Below are 21,850 nucleotides of genomic sequence, written 5' to 3'. Positions count from 1 at the left end.
CACGAAGCAAGGAGGTGCGGTCGGCATGACCGTAGTCCCGGCACAGCAGTCCGGTGGCGGAGGCGGCTCGAGCGGTCTTTACGACGTGCTGGAGCTCGTCCTCGACAGGGGTCTGGTCATCGACGCGTTCATACGTGTCTCCCTGGTCGGCATCGAGATCCTCAAGATCGATGTACGGGTCGTGGTGGCCAGCGTCGACACCTATCTGCGCTTCGCCGAGGCGTGCAACCGGCTGGACCTGGAGGCGGGGCCGCGCAAGAGCCCGGGCCTGCCCGACCTGGTCGGCGAGATCACCGAGTCCGGCGCTCGCGGCAAGTCCAAGGGCGCGCTTTCCGGCGCCGCGGAGACCATCTCCGGTGCCTTCAAGCAGGCCCGTGACGAGGGCTCCGCCCAGGAGGAGCGGGAGTCCAGGCCGCGGGCGCGCAAGAGCACCACCGCGCGCAGGAAGGAGGAGCAGGAGTGAGCACCTACGTGTACGGCATTGTCGCGAGCTCGCACGCCGACCTTCCGGACGGCCTGGCCGGCGTCGGTGATCCTCCCCTGCCGGTGCGCATCCTGAAGGAGGGCACCCTGGCGGCGGTCGTCAGCGACGCCCCCGACGGGCTGCGGCCCAAGCGCAGGGAACTGCTCGCCCACCAGACCGTACTCGCCGAGGCGGGCGCCGACGGCTGCGTGCTGCCCATGCGGTTCGGCAGTGTCGCCCCCGACGACAGTTCCGTCACCGGGGTCCTCGCCGAGCGCACCGAGCACTACGAGGAGCGCCTGCGGGCCCTCGAAGGCAGGGTCGAGTACAACGTCAAGGCCTCGCACGTCGAGGAGGCCGTCCTGCACCAGGTGATGGCCGAGAGTCCCGAACTGCGGAGCCTCGCGGAGACCAACCGGCAGTCGGGCGGCGGCAGTTACGAGCAGAAGATCCAGCTCGGCGAGATGGTGGCCGCCGCGGTCAAGGCCAAGGAGGCCGAGGACGCGGCAGACGTGCAGCAGAACCTCGAGCCGCTGGCCGCGGCCACCAGTGTGGGCCCCGAGTCCACCGGCTGGCTGGTCAACGTCTCGTTCCTGGTCGACCGCGACTCGGCGGCCCGGTTCCTGGAGGCCGCGGAGGAGCTCCGCAAGGACCGTCCGCACCTCGAACTGCGCGTCAACGGGCCGCTGCCGCCGTACAGCTTCGTCGAGCCCGGCCCGGCCGAACCGGCGGGCACCAGCACGGAGTAGGTGCGCCATGGGACTCATCTCGGAGGTGCTGCTGTTGCCGTTCGCCCCGGTGCGTGGCAGCGGCTGGGTGATCGAACAGGTGGTCAAGGAGGCCGAGCGGATCTACTACGACCCCGCTACGGTCCGGACCGAACTCGCGCGTCTGGAAGAGCGGTTGGACGCCGGCGAGATCACGGAGGAGGAGTTCGACCAGCAGGAGGACGAGCTCCTCGACCGGCTGGAGAGCGCGACGCGCAGAAGCGCGGGGACGGACGACGGGTGGACAGGATGAATCGAACGGCATTGGGTCTCGCGGTCGGGGCCGGGTATCTCCTCGGACGTACCAAGAAAATGAAGCTGGCCTTCGCCGTCGGCTCCTTGGTGGCCGGCAAGCGGCTGAACCTGACCCCCAAGGGCATCGCGGACCTGGTCTCCCAGCAGCTGCGGGACAACCCGCAGTTCAAGGAGATCGGGGACCAGCTGCGTCAGGATCTGCGCGGGGTCGGCAAGGCCGCCTCCGGCGCCATGGTCGAGCGGCAGATCGACGCGCTCGCGGACCGGCTGCACGGCCGCACCGCCGAGGTGCGCGACCAGCTCGAGGGCATCGTGCCGGGTGAGGACGCGGACGACGAGGCCGAGGACGAGGCGGACGAGGAGTACGAGGAGCCTCAGGACGCCGAGGAGGACGAGGAGCCTCAGGACGCCGCCGCGGAGGAAGAGGAAGAGGAGGACGAAGAAGAGGAGGAGCCCAGGACGGCGGCGAAGAAGGCGCCGGCGAAGAAGACGGCCAAGAGGGCCCCCGCGAAGAAGGCCCCCGCGAAGAAGGCCCCCGCCAAGAAGGCCGCGGCCCGCACACCGGCCGCGAAGAAGACCGCGTCGGCCCGCAAGACGGGCACGAGCACCGCAGCGAAGACCGCCTCGGGTACCGGTTCCCGGGCCCGGCGGCCGAAGGGAGGCGGTGACCGATGACCGATACCCTCGGATCCGCCAAGTCCGCGACCTCCGCGGCAGGCAAGGCGGCGGGCGGCAACCCGCTCTCCGGAGTGGCCCACAGCGAGGCCGCCGACCGGCTCAAGGAAGAGGTGCAGGAGTACCTCGCCGCGCAGGCCACGCGCCTGCTGACCGGCGTCGGCCACAAGCTCGGGGACACCACGGCCAAACTCAACGACATCGCCGAGGGCAACAGCCCGGGCTTCGCCAAGCTCGCCCTCGAAGGCGGTCGCAAGGTCGCCGAGGGCAAGGGACCGCTGCGCACCGCGCTGGAGCTCGGCGGCTCGCGGATGAAGGACAAGGTGACCGGCGCGTTCAAGAACCTCGGTGGCAAGGGCGGCAAGGGCAAGAAGAGCGCGGGCAAGAAGCCGACCGTGATCATGGAGACGATCGACGTCGGCGTGCCGCTGCGCACCGCCTACGACCAGTGGACGCAGTACCAGGACTTCAGCACCTTCGCCAAGGGCGTCAAGAGCGCGAACCGCGCCGACGACACCACCAGCGACTGGCAGGCGAAGGTCTTCTGGTCCAACCGCAGCTGGAAGGCGAAGACCACCGAACAGGTGCCGGACGACCGGATCGCCTGGACGTCGGAGGGCGCCAAGGGCACCACGAAGGGCGTCGTCTCCTTCCACGAGCTCGGCGAGAACCTCACCCGGATCCTGCTGATCATCGAGTACTACCCGACGGGTCTGTTCGAGAAGACCGGCAACATCTGGCGCGCCCAGGGCCGCCGCGCCCGCCTCGACCTGAAGCACTTCGCCCGCTTCATCACCATCAAGGGGGAGGCGCAGGACAGCTGGCGCGGTGAGATCCGCGACGGCGAGGTCGTCATCTCCCACGAGGACGCGGTCGCCCAGGAGGACGAGGAGAACGAGGAGAACGGCGAGCCCGAGGAGGGTGCCGAGGCGCGGGATGCCGAGGACACCGCCCCGGAGGACGATGAGCAGTACGAGGACGAGGGCCCGTACGCCGAGGACGAGGAACCGGAGGACGAGGAAGCGGAGCCCGAGGGCGAGTACGAGGAGGAGGACGAAGCCGAGGAGGGCGAGCCGGAGGCCGCCGAGGACGAGTACGAGGAGTACGACGAGGAGGAGCCTCGGGCCGAGGACACCCGTGAGAAGGCCAGGACCCGACGATGAGCATGCCGAGCCGGATGCCGGAGCCGTACGGCCAGAGCGGCGGTGCCAACCTCGCGGACATCCTGGAACGCGTCCTCGACAAGGGCATCGTCATCGCCGGCGACATCCGGATCAATCTGCTCGACATCGAACTGCTCACCATCAAGCTCCGCCTCATCGTCGCCTCCGTCGACAAGGCCAAGGAGATGGGCATCGACTGGTGGGAGGACGACCCGGCCCTTTCCTCCGGCGCCCGCCGCAACGAACTGTCGCGTGAGAACGCCGAGTTGCGAGAGCGGCTGGCCCGGCTGGAGGAACTGGAGCTGAGCCGCGCCCCGAAGGAGACCCGCGCCCTGAAGGAGGGCACGGCCCCGAAGGAGAGCCGTGCCCCGAGGGCCGGCCGCGCCCCCAGGGCCGGCCGTGCACCGAAGGAGGGCCGCGCCCCGAGTGAGGGGCGCGCCCCGAAGGACGTCCGAGAGGAGTCACCATGACCGGACTGCGTTACGTGTACGCCGTCTGCCACCCCCTCGGCGCGCCCCTCCAGGCCGACCTGCCGGGGGTGGCGGGCGATCCGCCCCGACTTCTCACCCACCGCGGCCTGATCGCCGTGGTCAGCCATGTGCCGGAGCGGGACTTCGCCGAGGAGCCGCTCCGCCGCCGTCTGGAGGACCTGGACTGGCTGACGGAGACCGCCCGCGCCCATCAGCAGGTGATCGACTCCCTCACTGCCGTCACCACCCCGCTGCCGCTCCGGCTCGCCACGGTGTTCCGGGACGACAGCGGGGTCCGCGTGATGATGGAGGAGCGCGAGGAGGACTTCCGGCGCGTCCTGGACCGGCTCGAGGGGCGCGTCGAGTGGGGGGTGAAGGTCTACGTCGAGCCCGAGGCCCAGGAGACCGAGCAAGCCGTGACGAAGCCGGCTTCGGGCCGGGACTACCTGATGCAGCGGCGCTCGAAGGCCCGGGCCCACGACGACACCTGGCAGCGTGCCGAACGGTTCGCCGGAAGTCTCCACGAGACGTTGTCCGCGCACGCCGAGGACGCCCGCCTCCACCCTCCGCAGAACTCCGCCCTTTCCAAGGCGTCCGGACAGAATGTGCTGAACGCCGCCTATCTCGTTCCGCGCGCGGAGTCCGAGGAATTCGTGGAAATAGTGGACCGCACCAAGGGTGAGGAATCCGGAATTCGTGTCGAACTCACGGGGCCATGGGCGGCCTATTCCTTCGTGGAGTCCGCCGGTGAGCCGGGGGAGGGCGCATGACCGTGGTGGAGCGCCGTGAGGTCGCCCTCGTCGACCTGCTCGACCGGCTGCTGGCCGGCGGGGTCGTCATCACCGGGGACATCACGCTGCGCATCGCGGACGTCGACCTCGTCCGCATCGACCTCAACGCGCTGATCAGCTCCGTCAATGAGCAAGTACCGTCGCCATGGGGGGACTCGCCGTGACAGAACGCCGCAACCATCTCGACCTCGAGCCCGACACCGTCGAGCGCGATCTGGTGAAACTCGTGCTGACCGTCGTGGAGCTGCTGCGCCAGCTGATGGAACGGCAGGCGCTGCGCCGCTTCGACACGGGTGACCTGAACGAGGAGCAGGAGGAGCGGATCGGGCTCACCCTGATGCTGCTCGACGACCGCATGACCGAGCTGCGCGAACGCTACGGACTGCGGCCCGAGGACCTGAATCTGGACCTCGGGCCGCTGGGACCGCTGCTTCCCCGGGAGTGAGTCGCTCACGCCCGGGGAGGCGGGTGTTGCTTATTCCGTTGTTGCTTCGGTGCCTCGGTTCACCACCTGTACCAGCGGCCCCTGCCTCCCGCGGAATTGGTTCCGCGAGCCAGGAATCCGAGCAGCCACAGGACGAGGACCGCGAGGGCGATCCACCAGAGCAACTTCACCGCGAATCCGGCGCCGAAGAGGATCAGCACCAACAGCAGAACCAGCAGAACGGGAACCATAGTGTCAACCTCCTGCAATGCGGGTTTCCCGGATTGCGGAAATCATTCGCGCGCCATTTGCGAACTGTTCACGAGTCGCCCGCGAGTTCACGCCTGATTCACACCTGACTCGATGTGTTCGGTGTGTTCGGTGTGTTCGGTGAGCTCGGTCGGCGGATCAGCGGGCCTTTCGGCACAGGATCTCCGCGTGCAGGACGCTGAACCAGCCGTCCTCCCGTCGACCCCACTCCCGCCAGGCCTCCGACAGGGCGTGCAGTTCCTCCACCGTGGCGTGCCCGCCCTGCGTGGCGCGCTCGGCGTACGCCGAGGCCACGGTGCGGTCGGCCCACAGGCCGCTCCACCAGGCCCGCTCCTCGGCAGTGCTGAAGGTCCAGGTGGCGGAGGTGGCCGTGATGTCGGTGAACCCCGCGGCCAGCGCCCAGGACTTCAGCCGGCGCCCGGCGTCCGGTTCGCCGCCGTTGGCCCGGGCCACCCGGCGGTACAGGTCCAGCCAGTCGTCCATCCCGGACGAGGCGGGGTACCAGGTCATCGCCGCGTAGTCCGAGTCGCGGACGGCGACGTACCCGCCCGGCTTCGTCACCCGCAGCATCTCGCGCAGCGCCTGCACCGGGTCGCCCACGTGCTGGAGCACCTGGTGGGCGTGGACGACGCAGAAGGTGTCGTCCGGGTAGTCCAGGGCGTGCACGTCGGCGACCGCGAAGTCGATGTTGGCCAGACCCCGCCCGGCCGCCGTCGCCCGCGCCTGCTCCAGGATCCCCGGCGCATGGTCGACGCCGGTGACGTGCCCGTCGGGGACCAGGGCGGCCAGGTCGGCGGTGATGGTGCCGGGACCGCAGCCGATGTCCAGGATCCTCATATGGGGCTTCAGTGAACCGAGCAGGTAGGCCGCGGAGTTGGCGGCGGTCCGCCAGGTGTGCGAACGCAGCACCGACTCGTGGTGTCCGTGCGTGTAGACGGCCGTCTCCTGTGCTTTCGGCATGGCTCTACCCCTTCTCGACGAACCGGGTCCCCGGTTCCCTCACGGTACGCCGATGCTCGGATGGTGAGACCGATCGTCTTGGAATGTGGGCTGACGTTCCGTCAGTCGTCCTCCGTGTCCGGCTGACTTCGCCGACGCAGGCGCGCGGCGTACCGGACGGCGAACGCGGCGCCGACGCCCAGCGCCGTGCCCGCGAGCACGTCGCTCGGGAAGTGGACGCCGGTGTACACCCGGGACATCGCCACCGAGAACGCGACCGGCGCCACCACCGCGCCCCAGACCGGCGACTCCAGGGCGATTCCGGCCGCGAAGGCCGCCGCCGACGCGGAGTGACCGGACGGGAAGGAGGTGGTGACCGGCTGCCGCTTCAGCCGCCGCCCCAGCGGCACCGCGTCCAGTGCGGGCCGGGACCGGCGCACCGAGCGCTTGCCGACGGTGTTGATGGTGAGGGACGCCAGGCCGAGGGAGGCCAGCCCGCGCGCGGCGGCGCGGCGGGCGCGGGGCGTGCCGGACACGGCGAGAGCCGCCGCCGTCGCGAACCAGAGCACGCTGTGGTTCGCGCTGCGGCTCAGTCGCGGCAGGATCGGTTCGGCGGCCGGCCAGTGCCGCTCGGCGGCGAACGCGAACACCTGGTCGTCGAGGGCGAGAAACAGATCGCGCAGGCCGTGCCGGCCGGGCTTCAGGACGCTGAGATCGACGTCGGGCATCATGCGCTACGCGTACCCTGAAGTGGCCGTTTCTTGTGCGGGGGCGGCTTTCGACACCGGAGGGTCACTGCATGCGACTGCTGCTCGTCCGCCACGGCCAGACCCCCACGAACGTGGACTACCTGCTCGACACCGCCGTCCCCGGCCCCGGCCTCACCGCACTCGGCTCGCGGCAGGCCGCCGCCCTGCCGCGGGCCCTCGCCGACGAGGACATCGAGATCCTCTACGCCTCCACCCTCGTGCGCACCCGGCTCACCGCCGCGCCGCTGGCCGCCGCCCGCGGTCTCGACATCCTGGTCCGCGACGGCATCCGGGAGATCTCCGCGGGCGACCTGGAGATGGTGCCCGGCAACTCGGAGCGCGGCGAGCTCTACGTGCGCACCGTGTTCGCCTGGGCGGAGGGCGACGTCGAGCTGCGCATGCCGGGCGGCGAGAGCGGCACCGAGTTCCTGGCGCGGTACGACGCCGTCATCGCCGAGGCCGCGGCGAGCGGCGCGGGCACCGTCGCGGTGGTCAGCCACGGCGCCGCGATCCGCGCCTGGGCGGCCACCCGCGCCGACAACGTCGACGTTCCCTTCGCCGCGGCCAACCGCCTCGCCAATACCGGCACCGTCGTCCTCGAAGGCTCCCCGGGCGACGGCTGGAAGGCCCTGTCCTGGGCGGGAGCGACGGTCGTGCCCGCAGGCGAGGGCGGCCCGGCGGGACAGCCGGTGGCGGGCGCCGGCGGCTGACGGGCGGCGGCGCGCCCTCCCGGGCCGCCGCGCATAACGGTTTGCCGCATCCCGTGAGCGGACCGCAGAATGCGTCCCCATGGGACACCTGGAAGCCGCGCACCTCGAGTACTACCTCCCCGACGGGAGGGCGTTGCTCGGCGACGTGTCCTTCCGGGTGGGTGAAGGGGCCGTGGTGGCGCTGGTCGGACCCAACGGCGCCGGCAAGACGACCCTGCTGCGGCTGATCTCGGCCGAGCTGAAACCGCACGGCGGGACCGTCACCGTGTCCGGCGGCCTCGGCGTGATGCGCCAGTTCGTGGGCTCCGTGCGGGACGAGACGACCGTCCGCGACCTGCTGGTGTCCGTGGCCTCGCCCCGCATCCGTGAGGTCGCGAAGGCCGTCGACAAGGCCGAGCACGCGATCATGACCGTCGACGACGAGGCCGCGCAGCTCCAGTACGCGCAGGCCCTCTCCGACTGGGCCGAGGTGCGCGGGTACGAGGCCGAGACGCTCTGGGACATGTGCACCACGGCCGCGCTCGGCGTCCCCTACGACAAGGCCCAGTTCCGCCTCGTCCGCACCCTCTCCGGCGGCGAGCAGAAGCGGCTCGTGCTGGAGGCGCTGCTGCGCGGCACCGACGAGGTGCTCCTGCTCGACGAGCCGGACAACTACCTCGACGTGCCCGGCAAGCGGTGGCTGGAGGAACGGCTGAAGGAGACCCGCAAGACGGTCCTCTTCGTCTCCCACGACCGCGAACTCCTCTCCCGCGCCGCCGAGAAGATCGTCTCCGTCGAGCCCGGCCCGGCCGGCGCCGACGCCTGGGTGCACGGCGGCGGTTTCGCCACCTACCACGAGGCCCGTCGCGAACGCTTCGCCCGCTTCGAGGAGCTGCGCCGCCGCTGGGACGAGAAGCACGCCCAGCTGAAGAAGCTGGTCCTGAGCCTCCGTCAGGCCGCCTCCATCAGCCATGAGCTGGCCTCCCGCTACCAGGCCGCCCAGACCCGGCTGCGCAAGTTCGAGGAGGCCGGCCCGCCGCCGGAGCCGCCCCGCGAGCAGGACATCACGATGCGCCTCAAGGGCGGCCGCACCGGCGTCAGGGCGGTCACCTGCAAGGGACTCGAGCTCACCGGTCTGATGAAGCCCTTCGACCTGGAGGTCTTCTACGGCGAGCGGGTCGCCGTTCTCGGCTCCAACGGCTCGGGCAAGTCGCACTTCCTGCGGCTGCTGGCCGGCGACACCGTGACGCACACGGGGGAGTGGAAGCTCGGCGCGCGCGTGGTGCCCGGGCACTTCGCGCAGACCCACGCCCACCCCGAGCTCCTGGGCCGCACGCTCCTGGACATCCTGTGGAGCGAACACTCCCAGGACCGGGGCGCGGCCATGTCCCGGCTGCGCCGCTACGAGCTGACCCAGCAGGCCGAACAGACCTTCGACCGGCTCTCCGGCGGCCAGCAGGCCCGCTTCCAGATCCTGCTGCTGGAACTGCAGGGCGTCACCGCCCTGCTCCTCGACGAGCCGACCGACAACCTCGACCTGGAGTCCGCCGAGGCCCTCCAGGAGGGCCTGGAGGCCTTCGACGGTACGGTCCTCGCCGTCACCCACGACCGCTGGTTCGCCCGCTCCTTCGACCGCTACCTGGTCTTCGGCAGCGACGGCCGGGTCCGGGAGACCGCGGAGCCGGTGTGGGACGAGCGGCGTGTGGAGCGGGCCAGGTAGCGAGCCGGCCCGCGCGGAGAGCCCACGGAGAGCCCGGGGGCCCAAATGTTCGTACAGTGGAGGCGGAGACGTGCTCCCGGGTGAGGTACCCGAACCGCATGGACGAACACGACGAGCGGGGCATGACCATGACCGGAGTCGACCCGGACCGGCTGGACGACCAGCAGCTGATGAAAGAGCTGGAGACGATCCACCGCACGCGCCACGACACCCTGCTGTACGGCTCGAACGACGCCCTGCGTGCCCACAACGGCCGCATGGCACAGCTGGAGGGCGAGTACCTGCGCCGTAACCCGCGCCGCTTCGTCTCGCCGGGCCGTACCCGGGACGGGGCGAGGGAGCGGGCCGTCGGAGTCGACGAGGTCCGCTCGCGCCGGGCTCCGGCCGGGAGCCGGACGTCCGGGGAGGGCGGCGGCCAGGCGGGCACCCCGGTCGGCAAGTGGGGTCCGGGACGCCCGGGAACGACGAGCGGCCCCGGCGAGGCCTGAGCCCACCGGAGCCGCCCGACCGCTTGCGCTGGGTCGCATACTGTCTACAGTTTCCCGCAGACCGCAGACCGCAGACCGCAGACCGCAGACCGCAGACCGCAGACCGCAGACGACCGGTCGTCGACCGACGGCCGAGGGGTCAGCGTGCTTCCTGTGTGAACACGTCCAGGAACGCCTCGCAGAAGGCCTTCAGGTCGTCCGGCTTGCGGCTGGTGACGAGCTTGCTCGGGCCGTGGTCGCAGATCTTCACCTGCTCGTCGACCCAGGTGGCGCCCGCGTTGCGCAGATCCGTCGCGAGGCTCGGCCACGAGGTCAGGACCCGGCCCCGTACCACGTCCGCCTCGACGAGGGTCCACGGGGCATGGCAGATCGCGGCGACCGGCCGGCCCTGCTCGAAGAAGTCCCTGACGAACGCCACGGCCTTGCCGTCGGTGCGCAGGAGGTCGGGGTTCGCGACGCCGCCCGGCAGGACCAGCCCGCCGAAGGACTCCGCGGACGCCTCACCGACGACCTCGTCCACCGAGAACGTGTCCGCCTTGTCGAGATGGTTGAACGCCTGGATCTCGCCGGATTCGGTCGACACCAGGACGGGCTCGTGGCCCGCGTCCACCGCTGCCTGCCAGGGGTCGGTGAGCTCGACCTGCTCGACGCCTTCGGGCGCCGTCAGAAAAGCGATGCGCATGAGGGTCAACGTCCTTTCCGTGTCCTTGCGGCCCTTACCTCAGTGGGCCCGTTCCCGTCGGCCGGGTCCCGCGTCGTCACCGGCCGCTCCCGACCAGCGCCTCGGCCAGCTCCTGGACATTGGTGTAGCGGTCCTTGCCCGGCAGCTGCCGGACCGCATCCACCAGCGCGTCCGGCGCGTTCTTGCGGCGCAGGCCCACGGCCAGCGCGCCCGCGCCCGCGGGGAAGGAACTCCGCCCCAGGGTCCGTGCCAGCTCCAGTCGCACGGTTTCCAGCGTCGCCCGGGAACTCCCGGGCACCACCGGCCCGCCCCAGATCTCGGGGTCGTCCTCGGCGGACGGCTCGGGGTCGTGCCACTCCTCCACCCGCGTGGGGTGTCCGGACCTCAGCAGACCCTGCAATTCGTGCTTCATCTCGTCGTCCCGGTGCACGCTCAGCCGGTCGCTGCCTCGCTGCATGTCTCTCCCTCCGGGTCTTCGTCGGTGTCGGTGGCCACCGCGTACCCGAGGACAGGGAGCCGACACGGGGTCGCCGTGCTACTTCTCCTGCCGCCCCGGCAGGAACTCCTGCACCTTCGCCCTGAAGCCCTGTTTGATCATGGAGCCCCGGTCGGCGTCGCCCTTGAAGGCCGAGGCGACCGTGGCCTCGATCTGCTCCCAGGTGGCGTGCGGCGGGACCGCGGGCACCGCCGGGTCGGTGAGGAACTCGACGACCGCGGGGCCGTCCGCCTCCAGGGCCGTCCGCCAGCCCTGCTCCACGTCCTGCGGCGTCTCCACCCGCACCCCGGTCAGCCCCAGGGAGCGGGCGAACGCCGCGTACGGCACGTCCGGCAGCTCCTGCGAGGGCAGGAACGACGGGGCGCCGCCCATGGCGCGCATCTCCCACGTCACCTGGTTCAGGTCGCGGTTGTTCCACACCGCGACGATCAGCCGCGGGTCCGGCCAGCGGTCCCGGTACTTGGCGGCCGTGATCAGCTCCGCGAGACCGTTCATCTGCATCGCCCCGTCCCCGACCAGCGCGATCACCGGCCGGTCCGGATGAGCGAACTTCGCGCCGATCGCATACGGCACGCCGCAGCCCATGGTCGCCAGCGTGCCGGAGAGGGAACCGCGCATGCCGGGGCGCAGCGTGAGGTGGCGGGCGTACCAGTTCGCCACCGAGCCCGAGTCCGAGGTGACGATCGCGTCCGGCGGGAGCAGCGGGGACAGCGTGCGGGCCACGTACTCCGGGTTGATCGGGTCGGCCGACAGCCGCGCCCGCCGGTCCAGCACGTCGTCCCAGCGCCGTACGTTGTCGCAAACGGTTTCGAACCATTCCCGGCCGCGTTCCTCGCCCCTGATCATCGGGATCAGCCGGCGCAGGGTCTCCCGGGCGTCGCCGACGAGGTTCACCTCGTACGGGTAGCGCATCCCGATCATGTGCGGATCGATGTCGATCTGTACGCCCCGCGCCTTGCCGAACTCCGGCAGGAACTGCGTGTACGGGAAGGACGAGCCGATCGTCAGCAGGGTGTCGCAGTCGCGCATCAGCTCGTAGGACGGCCGGGTGCCGAGCAGACCGATCGAGCCGGTGACGTAGGGGAGTTCGTCACTCAGCGCGTCCTTGCCGAGCAGCGCCTTCGCGACGCCGGCGCCGAGCAGTTCGGCGATCCGCTCGACCTCGGTCCGGGCCCCGGCGGCGCCCTGTCCGATCAGGATCGCCACCTTGTCACCTGAGTTGAGGATGTCGGCGGCCGAGCGCAGGGACTCCTGCGACGGGATCGTCGTCCCACCGCTCAGGCCGAGACTGGACGGCACCATCCTGAACCCGTGGGCGGGCGCCTCGTAGACCAGCTCCTGCACGTCGCCGGGGATGATGACCGCGGTCGGGCAGCGGCGGGCGCAGGCGGTGCGGATCGCCCGGTCCAGGACGTTCGGCAACTGCTCGGGGACCGTCACCGTCTCCACGAACTCCGAGGCGACGTCCTTGAACAGTGTGTGCAGGTCCACCTCCTGCTGGTACGAGCCGCCCATCGCCGAGCGGTGCGTCTGACCGACGATCGCGAGGACCGGCACATGGTCGAGTTTCGCGTCGTACAGGCCGTTGAGCAGGTGGATCGCTCCCGGCCCCGAGGTCGCCACGCATACCCCGAGGCGGCCGCTGAACTTGGCGTAGCCGACCGCCTGGAACGCGGACATCTCCTCGTGCCGAGACTGCACGAAACGCGGCTCGTCCCCCGCCCGGCCCCAGGCGGCGAGCAGGCCGTTGATGCCGTCGCCCGGATAACCGAAGACCTGCTCCACCCCCCACTCCCGCAGCCGCTGAAGGACGTGGTCGGAGACCTTGACGCTCATGGAAGTGACCTCCTGGGCAGGGGACATGAACACGATGTGAAGGTCGTGTCCCGTTCCGTGTGACCCCTGGGGCCACCGGAAAACCTGGGCGGTGTTTGGCGGGGGGAGTCCGGGGCAGGCGCGACTCAGTGCTTCGGACCGGAGGCACGTCCGTGGGAGGCAGCGACTCCGCGCCCCGCGGCGGCCCGGTCGGGCCGCTGTCGCGCTTCCCCGGTGACCGGCCAACCCAGAGCACTTCCAAGGGAGTTGCCACACCCCATGCCGAACAGAGCGAACGCGAAGCGCCATCCGCACGACGACGCCCCCGACACCGCCGACGCCTTCCGCAGGCTCGCCGCCCTGCCGCCGGGGCCCCAGCGCGACACGCTCCGCTCCCAGATCGTCGAGGCCTGGCTGCCCATGGCCGACCGTCTCGCCGGCCGCTTCCGCAGCCGCGGCGAGGCCTTCGACGATCTGCGTCAGGTCGCCGCCCTCGGTCTGGTCAAGGCCGTGGACCGCTACGACCCCGAACTCGGAAACGCTTTCGAGAGCTACGCCGTCCCCACCGTCACCGGCGAGATCAAGCGGCACTTCCGCGACCACATGTGGACCCTGCACGTACCGCGCCGGGTCCAGGAACTGCGCAACCGGGTGCGCTTCGCCGACCAGGAACTGGCCCAGACCGTCTCCGGGCGGCGGCCCACCGTCGCCGAGATCGCCGAGCGCGCGCAGCTCAGCGAGGAGGACGTGCGCACCGGGATGGGGGCGCTGGAGAGCTTCACCGCGCTGTCCCTGGACGCGGAGCTGTCGGGCGGCGAGGACGGCTACTCGCTCAGTGACGTGCTGGGGGTGACGGACCCGGCCCTGGGCACGGTCGTCGACCGGGAGGCCGTCAGGACACGGCTCGCCGCGCTTCCCGAACGGGAGCGGGCGATCTTGTACATGCGGTTCTTCGAGGACATGACGCAGAGTCGGATCGCGGAGCGGCTGGGCATCTCGCAGATGCATGTGTCCCGGCTGATCAACCGGTGCTGCAACCGGTTGCGGGAACAGGTCCTGAACGACGTGGCGTAGCAGGAACCCGCGGGTGCGAGGCGGCCGTGGTCACCCGGTTGGCGGCCTGCGTCCCGCCAATGGCGTCCGGCCGCGCGCGGCCGGCGGGTCCTCGGGCTCTGATGGCGGTGGGGCGGCAACGCCCCGCTCGCAGCCGTCGGCCGAAGGAACCGTCCCATGCGTCGCACCGCTCACCTCCTGTCCACCCTCGCCGTGGCCGGCGCCGTCCTGGTGGCCGTCGGTCCGGCGGCGTCCGCGGATCCGGCGGCGGAGGTCAGCCCGGGCAGCGTCGCCCCGGGCGGCAGCGTCACCGTGTCCGTCTCCTGCGGTCCCCTCGGCGCCGCCGCGCCCGAGAGTCTCGACGCCACCTCGCAGGCCTTCGCCGAGGGCACCGTCACACTGAGCAAGGTCCCCGGCGCCGATGGCGCTCAGTCCGGGCCCGCCTACCGGGGCACCGCCCGCATCGCGCCCGCCGCCGATCTGGAGGTGAGCCCGGAGGCGGTCGGACCCGACTCCGCCTGGACCGTCGACGGCAGCTGTCCGGCGGCGCCCGGCGGGCAGGGCAAGCCGTGGAGCGCGACGCTGGACGTCGCCCGTGGCGCCCCGCAGCCGTGCGGGTCGGCGTCCGCCGCCTCCTGCGCCACCGGCCGGCCGTGCCCGCCGGCGCAGGACACCTCCCCGGGGCACACCGACACCTGCCGCACCGTCGAGCCGTGCGCCTCGCCCGAGCCCCGGCCGCGTGCCGCCGCGTCCCACGAGGCCGGCTGCGCCCCCGCCACCGTCGGGCACGGTGTGCAGGCCGGTGAGGGCGGCGCCTTCACCGACTCCGTCCCCGCGCTCGCCGCCGGTGGCCTGCTGATCGCGGGCGCGCTCGGCCTGGCCGTGCACCGGCTGCGCCGCCGGGACTCCGAGGGCGGCGTCTGACCCGCCGGAGAGCCCGTCCGGCCCGCGCTGTGACCGGCGCAACGTGCCGGACGGCCATGGGGTGGGGTCCCACGGGGTACTCAGAGCCCAGGGGCACGACCGGCCCCGTACGAGCGCTCGGCCCCGCAGGGCCGCCGGGCCCCGCACGGGACGCGACGCCCCGCCCGGCCCACGACGACGCCCGGCGGCCGGGTACGGCACAGCGCGGCGGGCACCGCACCGGGCGCGGCATCACACCCGGCACGGCACCCGGACCAGGCAGGACGACAGCACCAGGCAGGGCATCAGGGACGGACTGCGCGGAGGACGGCATGCGGCGGACGGCAGTGGAGGACCACGGGCCCGTCCGCTACGGCCCGCCACTGCCCCTGGACGGCCTGCCGGTGCTGCCGGAGCTCGTCTCGGTGCTCGCCCGGGCCGCCGGCCGTGCCGACGCCGAGCCGGTCGGCGGCGGCCCCGCCCTGCTGGACGCCGCCGGCGGCTACTGGGAGCGGCGCGGGACCCCCGCCGAGCCGGCACGCATCGTGGCCGGGCCCGGCGCCCCGGCCCTGCTGCTCGCGCTGACCGCCGCCCTGGGCGGCGACGTCCTGGTGCCCCGGCCCTGCGCGGCCTGGTGGGCGCCGTACGCCCGCCTGCTGGGGAGACCCGTCTTCCATGTGGCGACACCCGCCGAGTGCGGCGGCGTCCCGGACCCCTACGCCCTGCTGGAGACCGTGCGCCGGGTGCGCGCCGAGGGCGGCGACCCGCGGCTGCTGGTGCTGTCCGTCGCCGACGACCCCACCGGGACCGTGGCGCCGCCCGAGGTGCTGCACGAGGCGGTGGAGGCCGCCGCGGGCGAGGGCCTGCACCTGGTCAGCGACGAGACCTGGCGCGACACGCTGCACGCTCCGCACGACACCGTGCTGGTCAGCCCCGCCGAGATGCTGCCCGAGCAGGTCACCGTCGTCAGCGACCTCGCCGGTGCGCTGCTGCCCACCGGCTGGCCGGCGGCCGTCGCCCGGTTCCCCGCCTCGGCCGTCGGCGACGACCTGCACGCGCGGGTGCTCGACGTCCTCACCGCGCTCGGCGCGCGCGTGGCCGCTCCGGTCGCCGCCGCGGCCGCGTACGCCCTGACCGAGCCCGAGCCGGTCACCGCGCGCGTCGCCGCCGCCGTACACCTGCACGCGCGCGTGGCGGACGCCGTGCACGCCACCGTGGTCGCCGCGGGCGGCCTCGCCCTCCCGCCCCGGGCCGGCCGTCACCTGTACGTCGATCTCGGCCCGCTGCGCACCGCGCTCGCCGCGCACGGCGTCGGCGACGCACAGGACCTGGAGGACTTCCTCGCCGCCCGGCTCGGGATGCCCGCGCCGGGCGGACACCGCTTCGGGGACGAGCTCGGCGCACTGCGCGTCCGGCTGTCCACCGGCATGCTGCTGGACGGTACGGACGCGCAGCGCACGGAATGCCTCACGTCACCCGCACCGTTGGAACTGCCACACGTGCAACGCGCGTTGATGCTCTTGAGGTCGGTCTTCGACGATCTCCGTGACGACGCTCAGCGATGGGAGCCTCCTCGATGACGCAGCAGTCCGAGTCGACCACCACCGGCACGGTGACCACCGAGGACGCCGACGCCCCGGCCCCCCTGGCCCCGCTCGCGCCCCCCGCCCCGCCGCTCGCCGCGCCCCGCCCCCTGGGAGAGCGGCGGGTGTGGCCGCGGACCTTCCACGACCGGCTGACCTCACCCCTGCCCAACCTCAAGGCCTTCGCCCGGTTCGCCCGCGAGGGTTCCGTGCGGCCCGGCCGGGAGGGCCTCGCCGACATTCCCCGGCTGCCCTTCGCACCCGCCCCGCTGCCCCGGGTGGACGCCCGTACCGTCGCCGTCTCCTGGGCGGGGCACGCCAGTTGGGTGGTGAGCGTCGGCGGCCTCACCGTCCTGACCGACCCGGTCTGGTCCCGCCGCATCCTCGGCACCCCGGCCCGGATCACTCCCGTCGGCGTCCCCTGGGAGGCGCTCCCGCGCGTCGACGCCGTCGTCATCAGCCACAACCACTACGACCACCTCGACGCCCCCACGCTGCGCCGGCTCCCGCGCGACACACCCGTGTTCGTGCCGGCCGGGCTCGGACGCTGGTTCCTGCGCCGCCGGTTCACCCGGGTCACCGAGCTGGACTGGTGGGAGGCGGCCGAACTCTCCGGCGTGCGCTTCGACTTCGTGCCGTCCCACCACTGGTCCAAGCGGTCCCTCACCGACACCTGCCACTCCCTCTGGGGCGGCTGGGTGCTCACCGCGCCCGACGGACAACGTGTCTACTTCGCCGGTGACACCGGCTACGGCCACTGGTTCTCCCGGATCGGACAGCGCTACCCGGGCATCGACCTCGCCCTGCTGCCCATCGGCGCCTACGACCCCCGCTGGTGGCTCAGCGACGTCCACTGCGACCCGGAGGAGGCGGTCCGCGCCACCCTCGACCTCGGGGCGCGGCGGACGGCCCCGATGCACTGGGGCACGTTCGTGCTGTCCGCCGAGCCCGTTCTCGAGCCCCTCACGCGCGTGCGTGCGGCCTGGGAGAAGGCGGGGCTGGACCGGGACGACCTGTGGGACCTGCCGGTGGGAGGCGCACGGGTACTGGAGTGACGCGGGTACCGGAGTGACGCGGGTACCGGAGTGACGCGGGTACCGGTGTCGTACGGGTACCGCGGTGACGCGGGCACCCGAGGCGTACGGGTCCTCGGGCTGCTCGGGTACCGAAGTCGTACGGGTACCGGGGTGGCACGCGTACCGAAGCACGTCGCGTGCCGGAGCGGAGCGCGTACTGGTGCGGTACGCGTACCGGTGTGACACCGGTCCGGCACACCGCGGCTGCCGTACCGGCACGGGCGCCGGACGGCAGGGCTCCCGGGCTACGCGGCCCCGGTTCCCCGGGCCCGGCGCCACAGGCTCGGGGCCGCGCTGATCACCACGGTCAGCGCGACCGCCGCGACCACGCCCTCCCAGGGCTCGGGGAACAACGAGCCGCCGAGGATCCCGATCAGCTGGTAGGTCATCGCCCAGGCCAGACATGCCGGGAGATTGCCCCGCGCGAAGCGGCGCAGCGGCCACTCCGCCATCAGACAGGCCAGCATCACCGGTATCCGGCCCGCCGGCACCAGCCGGGACAGCACCAGTACGGTCGTGCCGTGGTGGGCGAGCTTGTCCTGCGCCTGCTCGAGCCGCTCCTCGGGAGCCCGCGAGCGGATCGCCTCCAGCCAGCGCGAGCCGTTCTTCGACCGCATCCCGCGCCGCCCCAGCCAGTACAGCGTTGCGTCCCCGCAGAACGCCGCGAGCGACGCCGTCAGGAACACCATCGCCAGCGCGAACGGCACCGTCTGATGGACGGCGACCGCCGCCGCCGTACTCACCAGTGCCCCCGTCGGCACCACCGGCACCAGCGCCCCGATCAGCACCAGCAGGAACAACGACGGATAGCCGAGGGCCTGCTGCGTGGCCTCCGTCGGCACTACCGTCGCGGTCACGGCGAGCCACCACTTCACCGGGAGACCTCCGGGCGCACGCTCTCGCCGTGCCCGAGCCGGTGCACCACGACCTCCGGCGCGCGCTGCGCCGCCAGCCGTACGAACTCCTCGCCGGGAGCATGGAATTCATGGGGGCGCACGGCGTCCATGCCGATCGGCCAGTAGGTGCCGTAGTGCACCGGCACCGCGGTGCGCGGCGCCAGCCGGACCAGTGCCTCGGCCGCGCGCCCCGCGTCCAGGTGCCCCTCGCCGAGATGCGGTCCCCAGCCGCCCACCGGGAGCAGCGCCACGTCGACCGGCCCGACCTCCTTGGCCATGTCGTCGAACAGGCCGGTGTCCCCGGCGAAGTACGTCCGGGCCTCGCCCTCGACGACGTACCCGAGCGCGGGGGAGTGGTGCCGTCCGACCGGCAGCCGCCGCCCGTCGTGGCGCGCGGGCACGGCCCGTATCCGCACGTCGCCGACGGTGGTCTCGTCCCCCGGCGCCATCTCGCTCAGCCGCAGGTGCCGCAGACGGCGCAGCCCGGGGACGGCGCGCGGCGCGCCCCGGGGCACCAGCAGGCGCGTGCCCGGCGCAAGGCGCGCAAGCGAGGGCACATGCAGATGGTCGGCGTGCAGGTGGGAGACGAGCGCCACGTCCGCGCGCCAGGCGCCGGGCGGAGGCAGCGCGCCCCGGCGGCGGCGCAGATGCGCGAGACGGCGCGCGAACAGGGGATCGGTGAGCACACGTACGTCCGAATCCTCGACCGTGCAGGTGGCGTGCCCCCACCACGTGATCTCCACCGCCACCTCTTTGCCTCCTTCGCGCGACTCCCCCGAAGCCTACGGGCAGGAGTAGGGTCGGCGGCGAAACCCGGAGGTGAGGGGGACGCCATGGGACCGGTGCGGGTCACGGCGATCGCGAGTCTGACGCCGCTCGAGGAACTGGACGCCGATCCCTTCCTGGTGGACTCCCGCAGCCAGCACGCGATGTGCGCGCGGTGGGCCGCCGAGCGCGGCTACGTCGTCAGCCGGGAACTGCTGGTCCGCGGGCTGCGCGCCGACCACTGCGTGCTGTGGGACGGCATCCGGGCCGGCGTCGACCTGTTCGTGGCGCCCAGCCGCCGGGTGCTGGAGAGCGCGCTGTCGTCCGTGGAGGAGTTCTCCGCGGAGTGCGCGCGGCGCGGTGTGCGGGTGGAGACGGTCGGCAGCGCCGAGCCCGCCTACGACGCGCAGATGAAGGCCAGGGTGCACCGGCGACTGTCGATGCCGACGGCCGGCTACGACGGGCGGTAGCCGCGGGGTGCCTGTCACCGCGATATGACAGGGTGGAGGGCGGCCCCCGGGCGTCGGGGCCGGAACGTGAGGTGTACGGGGCGTGCGTGGGGTGCGGTGGCGGCGGGCCGTCAGTCAGGCCGGGCGGAGCGCCGCGGTGTGGGGCGTCTCCACGCTCACGATGCTGGTGCTCGCGGGGATCCTGCCCGACTTCCGGCTCCAGTCCGCCGACGGCGCCAGCGCCACCACCATCGCCATGACCGCCGCCGTCGGCGCCGGGGTGTTCGGTGTGCTGTCGGCCCTGGTCTGGCCCCTGCTGGTGCGCCTGCTGCTGCTCGTACCGGCGCTGGTCCTCGGCCTGCTGGTGTTCTTCCTCAACGGCTCGCTGCTGCTGCTCGCCCTGCGCCTGAACCCCTCCGGGCAGAGCGAGGCCGCCCCGGAGACCGCCGTGATCGTCGCCGCCGTGATGTCCGCCGTCGCCTCCGCGACGGGCGGCGCCCTGGCCGTACGCGACGACGACGCCTACCGCCGCCGCCTGTACCGGCTCGCCGACCGCCGCCGAAGAGGCGGCGCCGCCTGCCCCGCCACGCCCGGCACCGTCTTCCTCCAACTCGACGGCGTCGGCCACGACGTGCTGGCCGCGGCGGTGCGCAAGGGGCTGATGCCGACCGTCGCCGGATGGCTGGGCAGCGCCCCGCAACAGGGCCGTGGGCAGGGCCGCGCGGGCAGCGGCGCCCCGCGCGCCAGCCACCGGCTCACCCGGTGGCACACCGACTGGTCCAGCCAGACCGGCGCGAGCCAGCTCGGCATCCTGCACGGCAGCAACCACGACGTGCCCGCCTTCCGCTGGTACGAGAAGGACACCGGTGAGGTGATGGTCTGCAACCGTCCCACCAGCGCCGCCGAACTCCAGCGCCGCGCGGTCGAGCGCACCGGTGACGGCGGGCTGCTGTCCGCCGACGGCGCGAGCCGCGGCAACCTCTTCAGCGGCGGCGCGGACGAGCAGGCCCTCGTGCTGTCCATCGCGACCCGCCGACGCAGCCGCGAGACACGGTCCCGGTCCGGCTACTTCGCCTACTTCTCCGACCCGGCCAACGCCGTGCGCACCGCGCTGTCGTTCGTCGCCGAGGTCGGCCGCGAGAGCGGCCAGTCCACCCGCGCCCGGCTGCGCAAGGAGCGCCCACGCGTCGGACGCGCCGGCCTCTACCCGCTCGTCCGCGCCTTCGCGACCGTCGTCGAACGCGACGTCGTGGTGGCCGCCGTGATGGGCGACATGCTCGCCGGCCGCACCGCCGTCTACGCCGACCTGGTGGCGTACGACGAGGTCGCGCACCACTCCGGGCCGCTCGGCCGGGACACCGAGCAGGTCCTCGGCCGCCTCGACCGGGCGCTCGCGCTGATCGAGAACGTGGCCGAGCACGCACCGCGCCCCTACCGGATCGTCGTCCTGTCCGACCACGGCCAGAGCCCCGGCGAGACGTTCCGCGCCCGCTACGGCCTCACCCTCGGCGACCTGGTGCGGGCCGGCTGCGGGCTGCCCGTGCCGCGCAAGGCCGAACGCACCCACAGCGGCGCCGAGGCCCGGGCGGCCGTCCGCGCGGCGCTGCGCCGGCCCGTCGAGGAGAGCGGCGAACGCCACCGCCCGACCGGCCGCCGCTCGGAACCGATCGTGCTGGCCTCGGGCAACCTCGGCCTGATCTCGTTCCCGGACGTGCCGCACCGGATGAGCAAGGAGGAGATCGACGCCCGCCACCCCGCGCTGCTGACCACCCTCGCCAACCACCCCGGCATCGGCTTCCTCCTCGTCCGCAGCGAGGAGCACGGCGGGGTCGTCCTCGGCGCGTACGGCGCGGAGATACCGCTGGACCAACTCGACCGGACACCCGGCCCGCTGGCCGCCTTCGGGCCCGGAGCCGCCGACGCAGTGCGCCGCACCCACTCCTTCCCGCACACCGCCGACATCATGGTCAACTCCTTCCACGACCCGGCCGACGGCGAGGTCCTCGCCTTCGAGGAGCAGATCGGCTCCCACGGCGGCCTCGGCGGCGCACAGGCCAGGCCGTTCCTGCTGTCCCCGCTCGCGCTGTCCGCCCCCGTCGAGGACGACGAGGAGCTGATCGGCGCGGAGCACGTGCACCGCGTCCTGCGCCGCTGGCTGCGCGAGTCCGACGGGCCCCAGGTACCGCTCGAGACGGCACCGGAGGAGCGCGCCGCCTGAAATTGGGCTGCGCCGAAGGAGCCGTACGCACACACTGTCCGTACCGGTCCG

General features: G+C 72.7%; 23 protein-coding genes and 3 pseudogenes. 18 read left to right on the top strand and 8 right to left on the bottom strand.

Annotated features, from left to right (window positions below; translation table 11 throughout):
• The first annotated feature begins 25 nt into the window (after positions 1-25).
• From OHU34_RS08910 to OHU34_RS08870, 9 genes and pseudogenes are all read left to right on the top strand, one after another.
• Positions 26-463: a gas vesicle structural protein GvpA gene (locus OHU34_RS08910; RefSeq protein WP_142266901.1), complete on the top strand. Its 438-nt coding sequence runs from the start codon at positions 26-28 to the stop codon at positions 461-463.
• The gene (locus OHU34_RS08905) at positions 460-1,212 is read left to right on the top strand and encodes a GvpL/GvpF family gas vesicle protein (protein WP_142266902.1); all 753 of its coding nucleotides are present in this window, start codon (positions 460-462) and stop codon (positions 1,210-1,212) included. The genes OHU34_RS08910 and OHU34_RS08905 overlap by 4 nt, the downstream gene beginning before the upstream one ends.
• Before the next feature lie 7 nt (positions 1,213-1,219).
• Positions 1,220-1,483: a gas vesicle protein GvpG gene (locus tag OHU34_RS08900; protein WP_142266903.1), complete on the top strand. Its 264-nt coding sequence runs from the start codon at positions 1,220-1,222 to the stop codon at positions 1,481-1,483.
• Positions 1,480-2,160: a DNA primase gene (locus OHU34_RS08895; RefSeq protein ID WP_142266904.1), complete on the top strand. Its 681-nt coding sequence runs from the start codon at positions 1,480-1,482 to the stop codon at positions 2,158-2,160. Before OHU34_RS08900 ends, OHU34_RS08895 begins: the two co-directional genes overlap by 4 nt.
• Positions 2,157-3,323 (top strand): SRPBCC family protein, encoded by a 1,167-nt coding sequence (locus OHU34_RS08890; protein ID WP_142266905.1) that lies wholly within the window; start codon positions 2,157-2,159, stop codon positions 3,321-3,323. The genes OHU34_RS08895 and OHU34_RS08890 overlap by 4 nt, the downstream gene beginning before the upstream one ends.
• A pseudogene (locus OHU34_RS08885) lies at positions 3,320-3,646 on the top strand (gas vesicle protein); the annotation flags it as partial. The gene OHU34_RS08890 and the pseudogene OHU34_RS08885, both read left to right, overlap by 4 nt.
• 143 nt (positions 3,647-3,789) lie before the next feature.
• Complete coding sequence (locus OHU34_RS08880; protein WP_405765729.1) at positions 3,790-4,563, top strand: GvpL/GvpF family gas vesicle protein; 774 nt, start codon at positions 3,790-3,792, stop codon at positions 4,561-4,563.
• Positions 4,560-4,748 carry a gas vesicle protein gene (locus OHU34_RS08875; protein WP_142266908.1) on the top strand — a complete coding sequence of 63 codons (189 nt, stop codon included), beginning with the start codon at positions 4,560-4,562 and terminating at the stop codon, positions 4,746-4,748. Before OHU34_RS08880 ends, OHU34_RS08875 begins: the two co-directional genes overlap by 4 nt.
• Positions 4,745-5,029, top strand: a complete 285-nt coding sequence (locus OHU34_RS08870) for a gas vesicle protein K (RefSeq protein ID WP_020125588.1) — start codon at positions 4,745-4,747, stop codon at positions 5,027-5,029. Before OHU34_RS08875 ends, OHU34_RS08870 begins: the two co-directional genes overlap by 4 nt.
• 59 nt (positions 5,030-5,088) lie before the next feature.
• Here the strand turns inward: OHU34_RS08870 and OHU34_RS08865 are convergent, their stop codons facing one another.
• From OHU34_RS08865 to OHU34_RS08855, 3 genes and pseudogenes are all read right to left on the bottom strand, one after another.
• Positions 5,089-5,259, bottom strand: coding sequence for a hypothetical protein (locus OHU34_RS08865; RefSeq protein ID WP_054241705.1), 171 nt, complete (start codon positions 5,257-5,259; stop codon positions 5,089-5,091).
• Between the two features lie 157 nt (positions 5,260-5,416).
• Positions 5,417-6,238 carry a class I SAM-dependent methyltransferase gene (locus OHU34_RS08860; protein WP_405765725.1) on the bottom strand — a complete coding sequence of 274 codons (822 nt, stop codon included), beginning with the start codon at positions 6,236-6,238 and terminating at the stop codon, positions 5,417-5,419.
• A gap of 119 nt (positions 6,239-6,357) precedes the next feature.
• A pseudogene (locus OHU34_RS08855) lies at positions 6,358-6,948 on the bottom strand (phosphatase PAP2 family protein); the annotation flags it as partial.
• A 68-nt stretch (positions 6,949-7,016) separates the two neighbouring features.
• Between OHU34_RS08855 and OHU34_RS08850 the strand changes: the two are divergent.
• From OHU34_RS08850 to OHU34_RS08840, 3 genes and pseudogenes are all read left to right on the top strand, one after another.
• Positions 7,017-7,676, top strand: coding sequence for a histidine phosphatase family protein (locus OHU34_RS08850; RefSeq protein ID WP_142266910.1), 660 nt, complete (start codon positions 7,017-7,019; stop codon positions 7,674-7,676).
• A 79-nt stretch (positions 7,677-7,755) separates the two neighbouring features.
• The gene (locus OHU34_RS08845; RefSeq protein ID WP_054241590.1) at positions 7,756-9,375 is read left to right on the top strand and encodes an ABC-F family ATP-binding cassette domain-containing protein; all 1,620 of its coding nucleotides are present in this window, start codon (positions 7,756-7,758) and stop codon (positions 9,373-9,375) included.
• A 98-nt stretch (positions 9,376-9,473) separates the two neighbouring features.
• Positions 9,474-9,728, top strand: a pseudogene (locus tag OHU34_RS08840) (DUF6158 family protein); the annotation flags it as partial.
• Between the two features lie 274 nt (positions 9,729-10,002).
• On the opposite strand, the gene OHU34_RS08835 reads toward OHU34_RS08840, so the two are convergent.
• The 3 genes from OHU34_RS08835 to OHU34_RS08825 all read right to left on the bottom strand — a co-directional run bounded on the left by OHU34_RS08835 (position 10,003) and on the right by OHU34_RS08825 (position 12,877).
• Positions 10,003-10,545, bottom strand: a complete 543-nt coding sequence (locus OHU34_RS08835; protein ID WP_142266911.1) for a type 1 glutamine amidotransferase domain-containing protein — start codon at positions 10,543-10,545, stop codon at positions 10,003-10,005.
• A 76-nt stretch (positions 10,546-10,621) separates the two neighbouring features.
• Positions 10,622-11,002 carry a DUF2795 domain-containing protein gene (locus OHU34_RS08830; protein WP_020125596.1) on the bottom strand — a complete coding sequence of 127 codons (381 nt, stop codon included), beginning with the start codon at positions 11,000-11,002 and terminating at the stop codon, positions 10,622-10,624.
• 78 nt (positions 11,003-11,080) lie between these two features.
• Positions 11,081-12,877, bottom strand: a complete 1,797-nt coding sequence (locus tag OHU34_RS08825; protein ID WP_405765721.1) for a thiamine pyrophosphate-requiring protein — start codon at positions 12,875-12,877, stop codon at positions 11,081-11,083.
• Between the two features lie 258 nt (positions 12,878-13,135).
• On the opposite strand from OHU34_RS08825, the gene OHU34_RS08820 reads away from it, so the two are divergent.
• The 4 genes from OHU34_RS08820 (at position 13,136) to OHU34_RS08805 (ending at position 17,450) form a co-directional block, all read left to right on the top strand.
• A complete protein-coding gene (locus OHU34_RS08820) occupies positions 13,136-13,930 on the top strand; it encodes an RNA polymerase sigma factor SigF (protein WP_142266913.1) in 795 nt (264 codons plus the stop codon).
• Positions 13,931-14,086: 156 nt separating this feature from the next.
• Complete coding sequence (locus OHU34_RS08815) at positions 14,087-14,833, top strand: hypothetical protein (RefSeq protein ID WP_230194223.1); 747 nt, start codon at positions 14,087-14,089, stop codon at positions 14,831-14,833.
• Positions 14,834-15,144: 311 nt separating this feature from the next.
• Positions 15,145-16,392, top strand: coding sequence for an aminotransferase class I/II-fold pyridoxal phosphate-dependent enzyme (locus tag OHU34_RS08810; protein WP_405765719.1), 1,248 nt, complete (start codon positions 15,145-15,147; stop codon positions 16,390-16,392).
• Positions 16,389-17,450 (top strand): MBL fold metallo-hydrolase, encoded by a 1,062-nt coding sequence (locus OHU34_RS08805; RefSeq protein ID WP_142266916.1) that lies wholly within the window; start codon positions 16,389-16,391, stop codon positions 17,448-17,450. Before OHU34_RS08810 ends, OHU34_RS08805 begins: the two co-directional genes overlap by 4 nt.
• 266 nt (positions 17,451-17,716) lie before the next feature.
• Here the strand turns inward: OHU34_RS08805 and OHU34_RS08800 are convergent, their stop codons facing one another.
• Both OHU34_RS08800 and OHU34_RS08795 read right to left on the bottom strand, forming a co-directional pair.
• Positions 17,717-18,328: a DedA family protein gene (locus OHU34_RS08800; RefSeq protein WP_142266917.1), complete on the bottom strand. Its 612-nt coding sequence runs from the start codon at positions 18,326-18,328 to the stop codon at positions 17,717-17,719.
• Between the two features lie 14 nt (positions 18,329-18,342).
• Positions 18,343-19,116 (bottom strand): MBL fold metallo-hydrolase, encoded by a 774-nt coding sequence (locus OHU34_RS08795; protein ID WP_200839854.1) that lies wholly within the window; start codon positions 19,114-19,116, stop codon positions 18,343-18,345.
• An 84-nt stretch (positions 19,117-19,200) separates the two neighbouring features.
• Between OHU34_RS08795 and OHU34_RS08790 the strand changes: the two genes are divergently transcribed.
• Both OHU34_RS08790 and OHU34_RS08785 read left to right on the top strand, forming a co-directional pair.
• Complete coding sequence (locus OHU34_RS08790) at positions 19,201-19,602, top strand: hypothetical protein (protein WP_020125604.1); 402 nt, start codon at positions 19,201-19,203, stop codon at positions 19,600-19,602.
• Positions 19,603-19,684: 82 nt separating this feature from the next.
• A complete protein-coding gene (locus tag OHU34_RS08785) occupies positions 19,685-21,799 on the top strand; it encodes a phage holin family protein (RefSeq protein WP_142266918.1) in 2,115 nt (704 codons plus the stop codon).
• The last annotated feature ends 51 nt before the right edge of the window (positions 21,800-21,850 follow it).

The organism is Streptomyces sp. NBC_00080, assembly GCF_045041255.1.
GTDB lineage: Bacteria > Actinomycetota > Actinomycetes > Streptomycetales > Streptomycetaceae > Streptomyces > Streptomyces coriariae.
This window is presented reverse-complemented; position numbering and strand designations above follow the sequence as displayed.